Annotated in this window: 15 protein-coding genes; 3 read left to right on the top strand and 12 right to left on the bottom strand. The window is 36.9% G+C overall.

The window, feature by feature from the left end; all coding sequences use genetic code 11:
* Window positions 1–43: 43 nt before the first annotated feature.
* From EDD61_RS14145 to EDD61_RS02320, 4 genes are all read right to left on the bottom strand, one after another.
* Window positions 44–175: a hypothetical protein gene (locus EDD61_RS14145; protein WP_008687320.1), complete on the bottom strand. Its 132-nt coding sequence runs from the start codon at window positions 173–175 to the stop codon at window positions 44–46.
* Window positions 176–228: 53 nt separating this feature from the next.
* Window positions 229–1038, bottom strand: a complete 810-nt coding sequence (locus EDD61_RS02310; RefSeq protein ID WP_008687319.1) for a hypothetical protein — start codon at window positions 1036–1038, stop codon at window positions 229–231.
* A gap of 31 nt (window positions 1039–1069) precedes the next feature.
* The gene (locus EDD61_RS02315) at window positions 1070–1840 is read right to left on the bottom strand and encodes a hypothetical protein (RefSeq protein WP_008687318.1); all 771 of its coding nucleotides are present in this window, start codon (window positions 1838–1840) and stop codon (window positions 1070–1072) included.
* Between the two features lie 61 nt (window positions 1841–1901).
* The gene (locus EDD61_RS02320; RefSeq protein ID WP_008687317.1) at window positions 1902–2363 is read right to left on the bottom strand and encodes a hypothetical protein; all 462 of its coding nucleotides are present in this window, start codon (window positions 2361–2363) and stop codon (window positions 1902–1904) included.
* A 242-nt stretch (window positions 2364–2605) separates the two neighbouring features.
* Here EDD61_RS02320 and EDD61_RS02330 point away from each other — a divergent pair, with 242 nt between their 5' ends.
* A complete protein-coding gene (locus EDD61_RS02330; protein WP_008687316.1) occupies window positions 2606–3496 on the top strand; it encodes a mechanosensitive ion channel family protein in 891 nt (296 codons plus the stop codon).
* A gap of 197 nt (window positions 3497–3693) precedes the next feature.
* Here the strand turns inward: EDD61_RS02330 and EDD61_RS02335 are convergent, their stop codons facing one another.
* The gene (locus tag EDD61_RS02335) at window positions 3694–5436 is read right to left on the bottom strand and encodes a DEAD/DEAH box helicase (protein ID WP_008687315.1); all 1743 of its coding nucleotides are present in this window, start codon (window positions 5434–5436) and stop codon (window positions 3694–3696) included.
* 374 nt (window positions 5437–5810) lie between these two features.
* Between EDD61_RS02335 and EDD61_RS02340 the strand changes: the two genes are divergently transcribed.
* Window positions 5811–6296 (top strand): SECRET domain-containing protein, encoded by a 486-nt coding sequence (locus EDD61_RS02340; RefSeq protein ID WP_226896986.1) that lies wholly within the window; start codon window positions 5811–5813, stop codon window positions 6294–6296.
* Window positions 6297–6597: 301 nt separating this feature from the next.
* On the opposite strand, the gene EDD61_RS02345 is transcribed toward EDD61_RS02340, so the two are convergent.
* The 4 genes from EDD61_RS02345 to EDD61_RS02360 all read right to left on the bottom strand — a co-directional run bounded on the left by EDD61_RS02345 (window position 6598) and on the right by EDD61_RS02360 (window position 10406).
* Entirely contained in the window at window positions 6598–6981 is a 384-nt protein-coding gene (locus EDD61_RS02345) for a hypothetical protein (RefSeq protein WP_008979322.1), read from the bottom strand.
* 1210 nt (window positions 6982–8191) lie between these two features.
* Entirely contained in the window at window positions 8192–8905 is a 714-nt protein-coding gene (locus EDD61_RS02350) for a DUF554 domain-containing protein (protein WP_132223716.1), read from the bottom strand.
* Window positions 8906–9165: 260 nt separating this feature from the next.
* Window positions 9166–9474 (bottom strand): thioredoxin, encoded by a 309-nt coding sequence (trxA, locus tag EDD61_RS02355; RefSeq protein WP_132223719.1) that lies wholly within the window; start codon window positions 9472–9474, stop codon window positions 9166–9168.
* 53 nt (window positions 9475–9527) lie between these two features.
* Window positions 9528–10406, bottom strand: a complete 879-nt coding sequence (locus tag EDD61_RS02360; RefSeq protein WP_132223722.1) for a Cof-type HAD-IIB family hydrolase — start codon at window positions 10404–10406, stop codon at window positions 9528–9530.
* A gap of 115 nt (window positions 10407–10521) precedes the next feature.
* On the opposite strand from EDD61_RS02360, the gene ybaK reads away from it, so the two are divergent.
* Window positions 10522–10998 carry a Cys-tRNA(Pro) deacylase gene (gene ybaK, locus EDD61_RS02365; protein ID WP_132223725.1) on the top strand — a complete coding sequence of 159 codons (477 nt, stop codon included), beginning with the start codon at window positions 10522–10524 and terminating at the stop codon, window positions 10996–10998.
* 37 nt (window positions 10999–11035) lie between these two features.
* On the opposite strand, the gene EDD61_RS02370 is transcribed toward ybaK, so the two are convergent.
* From EDD61_RS02370 to EDD61_RS13715, 3 genes are all read right to left on the bottom strand, one after another.
* On the bottom strand, window positions 11036–11899 hold the full coding sequence (locus EDD61_RS02370; protein ID WP_008687306.1) for a Cof-type HAD-IIB family hydrolase: 864 nt from the start codon (window positions 11897–11899) through the stop codon (window positions 11036–11038).
* A gap of 105 nt (window positions 11900–12004) precedes the next feature.
* Window positions 12005–12721 carry a glucosamine-6-phosphate deaminase gene (gene nagB, locus EDD61_RS02375; RefSeq protein ID WP_008687305.1) on the bottom strand — a complete coding sequence of 239 codons (717 nt, stop codon included), beginning with the start codon at window positions 12719–12721 and terminating at the stop codon, window positions 12005–12007.
* A 144-nt stretch (window positions 12722–12865) separates the two neighbouring features.
* The coding region (locus EDD61_RS13715) for a hypothetical protein (RefSeq protein WP_207900942.1) at window positions 12866–14407 on the bottom strand (1542 nt) is incomplete at its 5' end.

Below are 14407 nucleotides of genomic sequence, written 5' to 3' on the forward strand. Positions count from 1 at the left end.
TCGAAAAGATAGGCAAATTCCACATCATCATTTAAAAAAACCGCTAATTCCAAAGCGGTTCTACTTGAATAAGCAAATAAGGCTGATCATCCTTGCGTAAGAAATGTATCCGCAAGGTCACATACGTATCGTCTAATTGAAGTGTAATAACGATCGGTATAGATACTTCATTCATCCATTCATCATCCTTTACCTTATAGTATGTTCCTATTTCAACATGTCACAAGCTTATACATGAATATCATCATCAAAAATACAAATTAAGACCATATAATAAAAACTTAAAGCAATGCACATGATTATGCCATAAAGTAGAGAAAGTATTGCCGGTATCGCAATATTCACATTATCCAGGACACTTGCCATTAACGTAAACAGTTGTAAAAAAGGATTTGCTCGTGTCATGATATCAATAACGGCCGTTGCCGGAACCAATGAAATAGAAATCTCAAACATCGCATCCATACAGCTATAATATATGGCAGCGATTGCTCCCAAAGCAAGCAATGAGTAAAAGACGGATTGATAATGTCGTAAAATAATCAGCAAGGCATCTTTCAATATGCGCAAGGGATGCTTCTTACCATTTAGTATTTCCAAAATAGCAAATACTTGCCAGGGAATATAAAGCATAAGCAGTAGCAGCAAGATTGGTGTCAACAGATATTGTAAAAACGCCAGATCTTGATTTTCCATAAGTAAGTAGGATACAAAACTGCCCCCAGCCATCAATAGAAAAAACACACTTTGGGTCATAATCAGCGGTATGCGACAAGCTTTCATATCCACACGCAAATCATCATCTCGCTTTTTCTTTAGAAACTGATACAATACCAGCATGTACACATAAGCAGAAACAATGACTAACACATATAAAATCCCATAAAATAATAGGGTATTTCCATTCCAATACATGAAATTCGCCAAAATTGTATATACGGAACAATACAAAAAGCTAGTCAGCATTAAGAGCATGACAAAATTCTTTACTTGTCCTTTAAGATTTGTAAATTCCATAAATTCTTTCCATGCTTTCATATCCTTACCTCATTTTTCTCTATCAGATTTATTACGAGCGTTCTCTGCTCATTTCATATACATTTGCTAAAAAGGTATACAGCACGACAAGTATTACATATTGTACTAAGAAATACACAATACAAAATGCTAATAACAGCCAGATCGTTTCCATATGATCTGCCCCTTGCTGAACAAGTGTTAACAAAGCCTGTTCTAAGGAATCGCTCTCCTTGATAAATGGCTTTAATACCATGCTTAAACCAATTTGCGATAGGATATTCCACAGCACATAGAAACCACCTGCCCAAAATAAGGCGGATGCCTGTACTTTCATAATGTGCAATGGTTTTATGAATAAATCTTTAATGTGTGTATCCTGATCATAGATCAGCCAGGCAATGCAGGCATACCAATAGACGAAAAACAGGCTGAGAAACGCAGATACCAGCATGTATAAGATTGGTAAAAAGGCACATACACTGACAGCTATCTGCAAAAACAGTTGCAACAAGCTTAAGCATAAACCAATGACAATCTGTTCACCGGCCTTAGAAAAAGAATAGCGGATATCCTGTTTGCGGAAACGTAAACTTCTGACCCTTTGAATAAACAGAAAGAGCATCGTATTATTGACCACTACACAAAGCAGCGATAATGCCAAAGAAAGCAAGGTTGCTCCTAACCCATTACCCAAAAAACCGCCAACATTTTGGATGAGCGCTATTAGTAAGGAAACAAACAGCAGCCATCCATATAGAAATAGGAAATGCCCTTTTAACTGCGTTTTCACCTGCATCTTGATTTCATGATAAGTATCCATGTCCATCTTCCTCTCAAACACAGTGTATTATATCATATCGTCCGTAAAGAAAAAAGCAACATTACAATGCATGCTGCTTTCCTATGGCTTTTTCACAGGGAGTGGACACATACGTAACAAAGTAACGTGCCACCTTTTTTCTTCCCAAACATTTTAAAGCAATGCTTTCCTGATTACGCAATACGATATTGAGTACATCCAGATCATTGCGACTGCTGCTAATACTCCATTTTTCAACATCTTCCCAAAACAGCAAGAAACATTCATCCTTGCCATTATTTAAATAAAAGATGGCATATTTATCATAAAACTCAATCAACGTCACATCTTTCACAAACAGCAGATAATATAAAAACATGAACGTAATAACGATACCAATCAGATATAGACGCGTAAACATCAATGCTAAGCCTATCGCAATACAAACCAAGATAAACAGATAAGGTTTTGCGTTGATATGGTCAATCAATTCTCCATCTGTGGGAAGATTTCGGATTTTTAATATCTTACTTCTAACGTTCATCTTCAGACACCTTCTTATCTAAAATTTATTATATCTGAAAATTTATTTATATCAATAATATCACACAATTCCACTTATTTACTTAGATATTTTCGACAATCATCCTCTACATTTCCATATTCTTCTGACATTGCCTCTTCACTATCAGCTTTTGACGTTTTTCTCTTATGATCCACTTCTTTTTCTTTGACAAAGCATACAATCTGACATAAGATAATCTTGTTATAGAAAGGTGGCGTCACATGGACATTTTTCATGAAATCAATCAATGGGGCAAAGGCTCTGTGTTTAAATATGGATTCTTAGATACCCTAATGATCATGTTATGTTTTCTAGTATGCGCTTATCTGTTAAAACGTCTTATCAATCGTTCTATTAAGCGCCATGTTAAAGTAAATACCAGATTTGTTATGCGCTTAGTGAAAATCACGTTATATACCATTGCTATTTATGGCTGTTTATCCCTATTAACACCATTTGAAAGCGTACTGGGCAAAGTATGGGGATCTGCCGGCATCATTGCGGTTGTGATTGGTTTCGCGGCACAAGAGGCTATGGGGAATTTTGTAAATGGTCTTTTGATCACAACGTTTAAACCATTCAAGATCGGGGATTTGGTTAAGGTCAATCAAGGGGAATATGAAGGCTATGTCGTTGATATTTCCTTACGGGATACTGTCATTCAAACATATGAAAACACCAAGGTGATCATACCAAACAGTGTTATGAATAAAGCGGTATTGGAAAACGTTAGTTTAAATGACAATACCAAAGGAAACTTTTTAGAATTGGATATTAGTTATGAAAGTGATATGGATAAAGCAATGCGCATCATCAAGGAAGAAGTTATGGCACACCCTAATTTTTTGGATCATCGCAGCCAAGATGAAGTTACGGCCGGTGTAGAACCCGTCATCGTCCGTCTGATACGCTTTAACGATTCCAGTATTACTTTGCGAACAACGGTTTATTCTACGTCAAATGCGGAAGGCTTTGCTTTACTATCTGATTTAAGAATTGCCATCAAGCATCGCTTTGATGCTGAGGGCATTGATTTTCCTTATCCACATCGTACAATTATTACAAAATCCCAACACCCGAATGCTAACGACGATTCTATAGAAACAAGATAACTTGATAAGAAAAATGACTTCGGAGAACCTAGGCGATACGTTCTCCTTTTTTATAATATTTTCAATATCTTTACAGAAACAAGCCCTTTTCATGTTATTTCTTTACATGTACTAACGATAACCGTAAAAACAATGGGAAATTGAGATACCACTACTTATATAAAAAAAAGAGGCACTATGCCTCTAACAATCTTTCTTTACTTTGCTTTCCTTTTTGCACTTTTGCGAACACTCTTATCATGATTTCCAGGACGTTTTGCTCCTCTTCGTGTGGAACCATCCCCAGCATGACGATTGTTTCGTCTAGATGCATCACGAGTGTTATTTTTTGCCCCATCACGGCGATTCGTCTTGCGTTTTGGCGCACTGTCAATTTCAACCATGACTTCCTGTTTACGAATGGTCGTACGCTGCATGTTATTCAACACAATGTCTACTTTATCTGCTGCAATATCAACCAAAGAGAAATTTGGTCGAACATCAATACGTCCAATCGCTTTCGGACTCATGCCACATTCTTCAATAATTGCCGCCACGATGTTACCAGGTTGAATGCCATGGGTGCGACCTACGGAGAATTTCAATGTGATGGCATCAAAATCTGATGCATAACGTTTTACATTTTCTTCTTCTTCAATATCAATGACCTCATTCTTATAGTTCATAGAAATCAAAGCACTGATGATATTTTCAAGGGCAATGCCATCTGCCATCAAAGCATTGGCAATTTCTATACTTTCTTCCGTGATTCCTTCATCGCAAGCTTCTTTAACTTTAGCAATAAAAGCATTACGATTCGCTTCCATCATTTGAGCACTGGTTGGCAGGGCATGACGAGTGATATTTGTTTTTGTATAGCGGATGACATCTTTGATAGCACCGCGCTGTTTTCCCCCACTGATTAATGTGATAGCAAGTCCTTTTTTACCGGCACGACCCGTACGCCCTACCCGGTGTATGTAATATTCCATATCCTGAGGAATATCAAAGTTTACAACCAGATCAATATCGTCTACATCAATACCTCTTGCGGCAACATCTGTCGCAATCAAGATAGGACTTGTCCCATTACGAAATTGTTCCATTACACGGCTACGGAATTCTTGTTTCATATCTCCATGCAAGGAAGTCGCTTTAATATCATGCTTATTTAATTCTTCGCATAATTCATCTACCATCTTTTTGGTATTACAGAAGATCATACACAGATCAGGATCATAATGATTTAAAAGAACCCGCAAGGCATTCGCTTTTTTGCCTCGTGGTGCTTCATAATAAATCTGTTCCACAGTATCTATCGTACGCTGAGAAGATTTAATTTCTACACGTACAGGATCTTTTTGAAACTGTTCGGTGATTTTTAAAATCGCTTGTGGCCATGTAGCTGAGAATAAAATTGTCTGATGCTCATTATCCGCCGGCATCATAGAAAGAATCTCTTCAATATCTTCCTTAAATCCCATGTTCAGCATTTCATCTGCCTCATCCAGAATGATCATGTTGACATCCTGCAATTTCAAGGTACGGCGATTTAGATGATCCATAATTCTTCCTGGTGTACCTACCACGATACCACAGCCGCGTTTTAACAGCTGAATCTGGCGATCAATGGGCTGACCACCATAAATCGGAACGATTTTTACACCTTCCTTATACTTGGAAAACTTGCGCAGTTCAGTTGCGACTTGCGTCACTAATTCTCTGGTTGGACAGATGATCAGTGCATTGGGAAACTTATTTCCAGGAATAACTTTTTCGATTGCTGGAATACCAAATGCGGCTGTTTTACCTGTTCCTGTATTAGAACGACCCAGCACATCTTTTCCTTCCAGAATGCATGGAATGGATTGTGCCTGAATGTCGGTTGCATTTTCGTATCCCATTTCCTCAACAGCCTTCATAATTTCGCTGCTGATTGGTAATTCATTAAATGTTGTCATTGTTACCTTCTTTCTATCATTCGCGATAGCTTTCACTTGACGCGATAACTCACTAAGTTTATCACATGTTGTTTCACACCGTCAATTCATTTCTTTTACATACTACCCAAAAAAGACCTAACTATTCGCATATCTCCCATATGTATCAAAATGTAACCTCTTTCCTGAAATACAAAGATGTGCTATAGTTAAAGAGGAGTAAGTTTACATGAAAGCGTTAAAACCGCAGATGATACGCATACTCATCCCCAATTACATTATATAAATACCAATAACCGTCATCAACCACGGTTAAAAAGGTTGATAGAAAGGAAGCGTATATTGTAAGAATGACTGCTTAGATGCGTCATTATTCAGATATACCAGATAATCAGATGAAATTACGAAAATTACTGGCTGTATGGCTACTGTGTTTCGCTATGGCCGGCTGTTCTTCCAACGATAGCCCTTCCATGGAAGAAATCGATTTCCGTTTAGAAAATGCAGGATATGAAGTAACAGGCTATAAAGGCTCGGAAGATAAAATTATCGGTATGGTAATTATAAAACTCAATACAAAAATAACGTTAACGAATGAAAAAGGTAAATTGTCCAGCATTACGTATATGGATACGTTATCAAAAAATCAATATACCATTGATGTAACCAATGATTCTGCCATGTCCATCGTTAATCATAAACAGCAGGTATGCATGTATGATATTGAAGGTGGCAAGCAACAAAAAAATCCATCCATCTGTGATCAAAAGGATGAAGAACACGGCAAAAAATTGCATGATGATTTTTACGCTTTCTTAAAAGAACTTGATATTGATGTATCTGAATTGACGCAATATTACAACTGGTTTATGACGGATTAGGATGTTTCGTTGATTAACCTTTTGATATCTATGCAAGTCCTTCCCTTTTATCAATATCTAATTGAGTAGGAGGAAACAATTGAGTTTCCAAGCTCTCACACCACCTAGTATGTCCCATACCTGGCACACCACATAAAGAAGACCCTGACAAACAGGGTCTTCTTCACTATAGGGGATAGAATGATCAATACGTAAATAGGGATAGTCTTCGGGGATTATTTACGCATAGTAGCAGTTCTCACTGCCATCGTTAGTATACAATATAGCGAATAGAAAGATTTGTCGAATTATGTCAGACGCTTCATTTTTTTTCACAAATCGTAATTTGGTCCTTTATGAAATCATAAAAATCTTCATATAATACAAATTGTATGGCATTCTCTTGTTCATAAGCAACATAACAAATATCACGGCTGTCATAAATAATTTCATAGGCATCCTGCTTTGTATAGATGATTGATAAAGGTATTTTATAACGCGTTTTATTGCCGTTTACCATCTTATCTTCATATGCATAATGCGTACTGACATAAACCGGATATGTTACAGACATGATCTGTATTTCACCTTTTTCAATATCCGGAAGATAAAAATCAACATCATCCTGCTCAATATAGGCATGAGGGAATTGCTGTTTCGCCGCCGTAAGTATCTTTTCTTTATCTAAATTCAAAAAACTTATCATTTTTTACACCTCCCCATCATGGTAACATGATATCACATAACCATGGTTGGATTCCACATAATTTACCACAGATTCAACATACTTATCTGATGACTTTTTACTATACTATAGTCAGCAGGAAGGAACTAACCTCCTGCTAAGTATGACATATTTTCCCCTCAAAATTTCATACTTTCTCCCTTTCAAAAACATAATAATTTAAAGAAAAGAAACGAGAGCTTCCCCCTAAGTTCGCGTTTCTTTTCTTTATCCTATGCAAGAGATGTCTATCTAGCCAAAGCCTCATCGCTATAGATAAAAAAAGTTATCTGTAAAGCCAGCAGAACATCACATAAGATTCTTCATACCTTCCTATTTCCATAGTACGAATAGAAAAAACCGCAGTTGCTATGATGTACCCTTAAAAGTCAGACCTAAAATCAAACGATGGAAGGCCGATCAAAACATGGCTTTCCGTTGCAAATAAGCGATCCTTCTTTTCAGTTTCCCATAATTCAAAGAAAAACAATGCGATTTACACATAATTTTCCATACTCCTTACATACTTATCTCACATCTTTTTTGTATACTATAGTCAGCAGGAAGGGATATGACCTCCTGCGGTAAGTATGATGATTCCCTCAAAAATTCATACTTTCTCCCTTTCCATTTAATATACTATAATTTATCAAGCAAAAAAGACGTTTCCCCAAGTAACGTCTTTTTTGTTGGATGTTCTATTTTATAAGGCATATGCTTTTTATAAACTTCATAAAGTATTAGGATGAGCAGATTATAGATTTTTGTTTTAACCAAATTCTTTCATCACAAATTTATAACTTATGGATATGATGGCTTTTTATTATACTAGGTGTGTGCAAAAGGATTTACCTTACCTATAGATATGACCAATTTTCCAAATGACAAATCACACTACTCTTTTCCATAAATTAAAGGAAAAAGGTACAACGCCTTTTTGTTTATGATTTGCTAAAAGAAAGAATACCTACCTCTTTTTTTCCAGAAAATTTCTCACATATTTTTACATGATTCAACGAAACTTGTCTGACATCCTTTTATTATACTATAGTTGACAGGAAGGAGTTCCTGTTAGAAGTATGACTAAATTTCCCCTCAAAGTTATTCATACTTTCTCCCTTTCAAAATTGAGTTTGAGTTAAGAAAAGAAGTACCATCCCTCAGGTACTTCTTTTCTTTGTATAGATATAATTTAGAAAATAAGCTGCATCAGCTCATATAATATCGGCACCAATAACGCAGGCAATAGATTGCCGATACGTATCTGTTTGCCAAAAAACAAATTAATACCGACACCAAAGATCAATACCGATCCAACATAAGATAAGTTTTGAATCAAAGCATCAGAAAAAATAGGCGCCATGAAGGATGCCAGTAAGGTAATACCTCCTTGATATATGAGTAATGGCAAGGCCGCAAAAATTACACCGATGCCTAATGCAGAAGCAAATACCATGGAGATAACGCCATCCAAAATAGCTTTTGTGATCAACATAGTAGGATCATGAAGCAAACCATCCTGTAATGCCCCAACGACTGCCATAGCCCCCACACAAATAATCAGACTGTTACTGACAAAACCCTCCACAAAGCGGCTATCACTGGATTTAGTTAGCTTCTTCAGATATTCTGCCAATGCCTCCATACGATCTTCTAGTCGTAATGCTTCTCCCAATAATGCCCCAATGCCTAAAGAAAAAATTAACAGCATAGTTCCACCGGAGATAAGCGTTGCCCCGTCTACCTTCATCATGCCACTGATAGCACCGCTAATCCCTATAAACATTGTACAAAGCCCAAGAGCTTGCATCAACAAATCGCGCATACGGGAAGGCAAACCGCCTTTCACAAATAATCCGATACCGCCACCGATAACAACAGCTATTACATTGATGATCGTACCCATGTCCCAAACCCTCTTTCTATCTTGTGTTTCACTGTACACGGAAGAAAAGTAATTGTCAACAAATATTTTCAAACATATGACATTTTCTTTCATATAACATGAAAATAATATCATTTCATTTCCATCACCATGTAAATTTTGTCGTTTAGCTTAATCTGTAAGCGCAGAAACACATAGGCAAAAAAAGAATTCCTGTAAGATCCATGTTAAACAACAGATCGTACAAGAATTCCGTTTCTATTAATAGTAACGATGTTCTTTTAGATAACTTTCTTGAGTTCATTCATTAACTGTGCTTTTGGCATAAAGCCCTGTAGCTGTGTCATTGGCTGTCCATCTTTAAAAATAATCATAGTAGGAACTGACATGATGCCAAAACGCATTGCCAATTCACCATCCTGATCGACATCTACCTTTACAATATCCAGTTTTCCTTCTACTTCCTTTGCGACTTCTTCTAATACCGGAGACAGCATCTTACAAGGGCCGCACCATGTCGCAAAGAAATCAACTAAGACAACACCTTGTGCAATTACCGAATCGAATTCAGATTTGTTTATAATTTTCATAGTCATTACCTCCAACTGTTTACAGTATAGCATGTTTTTTTTATTTCATGCATTTAAATGCCCAAATGCTTATGAATTGCGGCCACGATTCCATCTTGCATATTGGTAGCCGTCACATCATCCGCAATTCTCTTTACATTCTCCATCGCATTTCCCATGGCAATACCAAGCCCAGCCATCTGCAGCATTTCTATATCATTTTCCCCATCACCAATCGCCATCATCTCATCCAGTTTGATACCGGTAAGCATTTCTAATTTCTTTAATCCATATGCTTTTGTCACGTTTGGCATCATCACTTCTAACCATTTATCACTTGTTAAACCGATCCAATAACGGTCCTTTAAATCCTCTTTCGCCCGTTTAGCGACTTCTTTCATGACATATGGCCAATAAGTTACGGATATTTTATTTACATCTTCCATAATCTCTTCTTTTGCATGAATATAGCGTAAATCCGGATAACCTTGACGATTATCCATCATAAATTCAAATGCTCCTCCGGTCCATGGAAAATCATTTGGCAAAGAATGCAATTTGCGATACGCTTTCTTTTCTTCCAATAAAGCCGGTGGATTATAATCATACATTCCCTCATCCATATTTCCTATGATTTCTACTTTCCATTTTGAGAAATAGGTAAATACTTCTTGAGCGTTTTCTTTTGGCATCCGTCCATCCACATGACGCTTCGCATGTGCCAGATCATACACCGCCATACCATTAACCTCAATCAAATAGCCGCCATATTTCTGCATCTGTAGCTGTTGTGCATACGGTAATAATTTAGCATAACTGCGCCCGCTTGCCAAAGCTAAGATGATTCCCTTTTTCTGTGCTTCTAATAATATATTTTTGGTATTTTGCGAAATGGTATTATCACTGCGTAATAAAGTGCCATCCATGTCCATTGCGATTAGTTTTATTGTCATAAACACCCTCCCAGCATAAGATGCATCTATGTTCATTATACACATTTTACGATGAATTTCATTACTTTTCTCATTTGCAAAAAAGTGTTATACTACTGGCAATGGAGGGATATCAATGAAATTGCAGAAGACCAACGCCATGCGTTTGTTAGATAAAGAACAGATACCTTATGAAGTATTTACTTATGCCCATGGCAAAGAAGCTATCGGTGGTACACATGTTGCCGAGTTACTTCAACAAAATCCCGATCAGGTGTTTAAAACGCTAGTGACCATTGCCAATACCAAAGAATATCTTGTCTTTGTGATTCCGGTGGCACAGGAATTAGATTTGAAAAAGTGCGCAAAGGCAGCAAATGTTAAAGCTGTCGAAATGATTCATGTAAAGGATATAAATAAAATAACCGGTTATATCCGCGGAGGTTGTTCTCCTATTGGAATGAAAAAAAGCTATCGAACCTTCCTGCATGAAAGTTGTTTAGCTTTTTCCACGATCATGTTTAGCGGTGGCAAGATTGGTTATCAGATTGCCATGGAACCAAGAAAACTGACAGCACTTATTCACGCTCAAACAGCCGATATCATAAAATAAGGTCCTCTAATAGGACCTTATTTTATAATCTACCAAACTATTTTTTAGCCCTTGCAGGATAAAAAATATATTTATCTAATGCTTTCGCAATTCCCATCTGATCATTGGTATCCGTAACATCATATGCATAACGTTTCAACGATTCCATCGCGTTCCCCATTGCGATTCCATAACGGACACTTTGAAACATGGTCAGATCATTTTCGGCATCGCCAAAGGCCATCATTTCATCTGGCGAGATATGATTTTCTTTACCGATTTTCAATAAAGCACTTCCCTTACTAACACCCTTTGGCATAATCTCGATCCATGCCGGTCCGACTTCGAGTATGTCATAATCACTTAATTCGCGGCGAATACTGTTCAAATGCTTTTTAAAATATGCGGCAGTTTGAATCAAAACGAATTTATTTATATCCTGTGTGATTTCATATTCACAATCCTGAATAGGTAAAAAGCGTCGTTTGCCTTGATTAAAGCCATAATCCATTGGTGCACCAAACAGTAAGCTGCGGATTTTTTTCTTTGCTTTTAACTTTTTGCTGATGAAATCATAGTTATCATAGCCACAACAACTAATAACTTCAAAATCGTATTTCTTTCCCAAACGCATAACGTTTTTCGCATCTTCTGCGCCAAAAACGCCATCTACATAATATTCCTTTTTTGCAAAATCATAAATGATCTGCCCATTCACACCAGCAACGAAATTTTTCCCTTCTTCCAAATGCAAAGGTTTACTTACAAAGTCGATTCCACCTTTATCACGTCCTGTCGCTATCGCAATACTGATTCCCATTTTTTGCACTTCTAGTAATCGTTTCTTCGTTTCCTCATCAATGGTTTTTTTACTTGTCAACAAGGTACCATCTAAATCTAACGCTATCAATTTTATCGCCATATCCTCACTCACTTTCATTCTCCATTATAGACCAAACATAAAAAAAGTAAATGTTTAACAGATAGAAAAAGAAAAGAGGTTCTTCATCAAGAACCCCCATGTATCTTATAATTTAGCTGCAGCCTCTTCATCAACGATAACGACAACATCCGGATGATTTTGTAATACAGATGCTGGACATGCTGGATCTACTGGTCCATTTACCATTGCGGCAACGGCATCTGCTTTATTTGCGCCAGAGGCAACCAACAGAATCTTCTTAGCTTTCATGATAGTAGCAATACCCATGGTAATTGCCTGTGTGGGAACTTTATTAATATCATTTTCAAAGAAGCGAGCATTATCAGAACGTGTTTTTTCTGTTAAGTCAACAATGTGCGTTTCTTCAGTAAATGGTGTACCTGGTTCATTGAAACCGATATGTCCATTTCCACCAATACCTAATACCTGAATATCAACACTGACATTTTCCATTGCTTTTTCATAGCCTTCACAATCTGCTTTTGTATTTCCATAAGGAACATGAATCTTATCTTCTGGAAGATCAATGCCATGGAACAGATTTTCATGCATAAATGTCCAATAGCTTTGGGAATGGTTACGGTCAATACCTACATATTCATCCAGATTGAATGACTGACATTTTGCATAGCTGGTACCATTTTCTTTATGATCCTTGATCATATTTTCGTACAGACCGATTGGACTGCTTCCAGTAGCTAAGCCTAAAACAGCTTCGGGTTTATTTGCTACTACTTCTTTCATCACCTTGAATGCTTCTGCACTCACTTCATCGTAATTCTTAACTTTAATTACTTTCATTAAATTTCTCCTCCTTGCATATTACACACACCCTTATTATAACGCTTTGTTAAAGCCTTTTCAATGTAGAAAGACAAAAGAATGATTTTCTCAGACAGCGACTTCTATTGCATTATAAAAAGGCAAAATTTGCCTTTTTATAACCTATGAATGCTCTTTTCTTCTACGTTTTAAACCATATGCCAATACAGCACCACCACTTAACAATACCATTATGATCCATAATGTTCGCTGACTTGTATCACTTGTCTGTACTTCATCTTCTGGTTTTGGTTTTTCTGTAGTTGGTTTGCTTGGCGTCGCCGGTTTTTGTGGGTCTTCTTTGGGTGGTGTTGGTTCAGTATCTTTTTTCTTTACATAATATACCTTGATGATATTTTTACTTGCATCTTCACCTAAGGTCAATGGTATATTCTCCACCTTTTCAAATATGTACCCTTCCTTGTTCTTCTCTGGATAGGTTTCTACGATATCGCCTGCTTTTAAATCTGCGATGTTCTCTGTCTTGCTCTCATCCAGCTTGCCATCATAGAAGTATTGTACCTTTGCAATTGTTTTTGTTCTTGTGTAGTATACTTCAATCACATTCTGACTAGCATCTTCTACTAGTTTTTCTGGTATCTTTACTTCTGCTAAAGAATAGTGTTCCTTCTTTTTATCTTCGTAGTTTTTATACTGTGAACCTACTTCTAATTCGTCTACTCGATAGGACACTTTCTTATCTTCTACTCCATCATAGTAATACTTCACAGTAACCGAAGTTGTCTTGCTATCTTCTTCATCCTTTGCATAATAGATGTTGATGACATTTTCTGCCGCTATAGCACTCAACGTTAGTGGTAAATGCTCGCTCTTCACAAAGTGATACCCTTCTTTATTCTTTTCCGGATAGGTTTCTACGACATCGCCTGCTTTTAAATCTGCAATGATCTCTGTCTTGCTCTCATCCAGCTTGCCATCATAGTAGTATTGTATCTTTGCGATTGTTTTTGTTCTTGTGTAGTATACTTCAATCACATTCTGACTAGCATCTTCTACTAACTTTTCTGGTATCTTAACTTCTGCTAAAGAATAGTGTTCCTTCTTTTTATCTACATAGTTTTTATACTGTGAACCTACTTCTAATTCGTCTACTCGATAGGACGCTTTCTTATCTTCTACTCCATCATAGTAATACTTCACAGTAACTGAAGTTGTCTTGCTATCTTCTTCATCCTTTGCATAATAGATGTTGATGACATTCTCTGCCGCTATAGCACTTAACGTTAGTGGCAAGTGCTCGCTCTTCACAAAGTGATACCCTTCTTTATTCTTTTCCGGATAGGTTTCTACGACATCGCCTGCTTTTAAATCTGCGATGATCTCTGTCTTACTGTCATCCAGCTTTCCATCATAAAAGTATTGTACCTTCGCGATTGTTTTTGTTCTTGTATAGTATACATGAATGACATTTGCTTTCTCATCCTCTACAAGTTTTTCGGGGATCTGTACTGCCGCAAAGGAATAATGTTCTTTCTTCTTATCCTTATACCCACCAAAATAAGAACCTACTTCCAAATCATCAATTCTTTCTCTTAGGCTTTCATCTTCCACATCATCATAGAAATATTTTACGGTTACAGAAGTCTTCTTGTGTACATAATATACCTTAATAACATTCTCTTCTGCATTCTCTTTTAATGTAAG

It is taken from the genome of Longicatena caecimuris, from assembly GCF_004341945.1.
GTDB lineage: Bacteria > Bacillota_I > Bacilli_A > Erysipelotrichales > Erysipelotrichaceae > Longicatena > Longicatena caecimuris.

What these genes read in the sequence shown, in the direction of transcription:
- EDD61_RS14145 (WP_008687320.1), bottom strand. Translation starts at nt 175, where the DNA reads ATGAATGAAGTATCTATACCGATCGTTATTACACTTCAATTAGACGAT.
- EDD61_RS02310 (WP_008687319.1), bottom strand. Translation starts at nt 1,038, where the DNA reads ATGAAAGCATGGAAAGAATTTATGGAATTTACAAATCTTAAAGGACAA.
- EDD61_RS02315 (WP_008687318.1), bottom strand. Translation starts at nt 1,840, where the DNA reads ATGGATACTTATCATGAAATCAAGATGCAGGTGAAAACGCAGTTAAAA.
- EDD61_RS02320 (WP_008687317.1), bottom strand. Translation starts at nt 2,363, where the DNA reads ATGAACGTTAGAAGTAAGATATTAAAAATCCGAAATCTTCCCACAGAT.
- EDD61_RS02330 (WP_008687316.1), top strand. Translation starts at nt 2,606, where the DNA reads ATGGACATTTTTCATGAAATCAATCAATGGGGCAAAGGCTCTGTGTTT.
- EDD61_RS02335 (WP_008687315.1), bottom strand. Translation starts at nt 5,436, where the DNA reads ATGACAACATTTAATGAATTACCAATCAGCAGCGAAATTATGAAGGCT.
- EDD61_RS02340 (WP_226896986.1), top strand. Translation starts at nt 5,811, where the DNA reads ATGAAATTACGAAAATTACTGGCTGTATGGCTACTGTGTTTCGCTATG.
- EDD61_RS02345 (WP_008979322.1), bottom strand. Translation starts at nt 6,981, where the DNA reads ATGATAAGTTTTTTGAATTTAGATAAAGAAAAGATACTTACGGCGGCG.
- EDD61_RS02350 (WP_132223716.1), bottom strand. Translation starts at nt 8,905, where the DNA reads ATGGGTACGATCATCAATGTAATAGCTGTTGTTATCGGTGGCGGTATC.
- trxA (WP_132223719.1), bottom strand. Translation starts at nt 9,474, where the DNA reads ATGAAAATTATAAACAAATCTGAATTCGATTCGGTAATTGCACAAGGT.
- EDD61_RS02360 (WP_132223722.1), bottom strand. Translation starts at nt 10,406, where the DNA reads ATGACAATAAAACTAATCGCAATGGACATGGATGGCACTTTATTACGC.
- ybaK (WP_132223725.1), top strand. Translation starts at nt 10,522, where the DNA reads ATGAAATTGCAGAAGACCAACGCCATGCGTTTGTTAGATAAAGAACAG.
- EDD61_RS02370 (WP_008687306.1), bottom strand. Translation starts at nt 11,899, where the DNA reads ATGGCGATAAAATTGATAGCGTTAGATTTAGATGGTACCTTGTTGACA.
- nagB (WP_008687305.1), bottom strand. Translation starts at nt 12,721, where the DNA reads ATGAAAGTAATTAAAGTTAAGAATTACGATGAAGTGAGTGCAGAAGCA.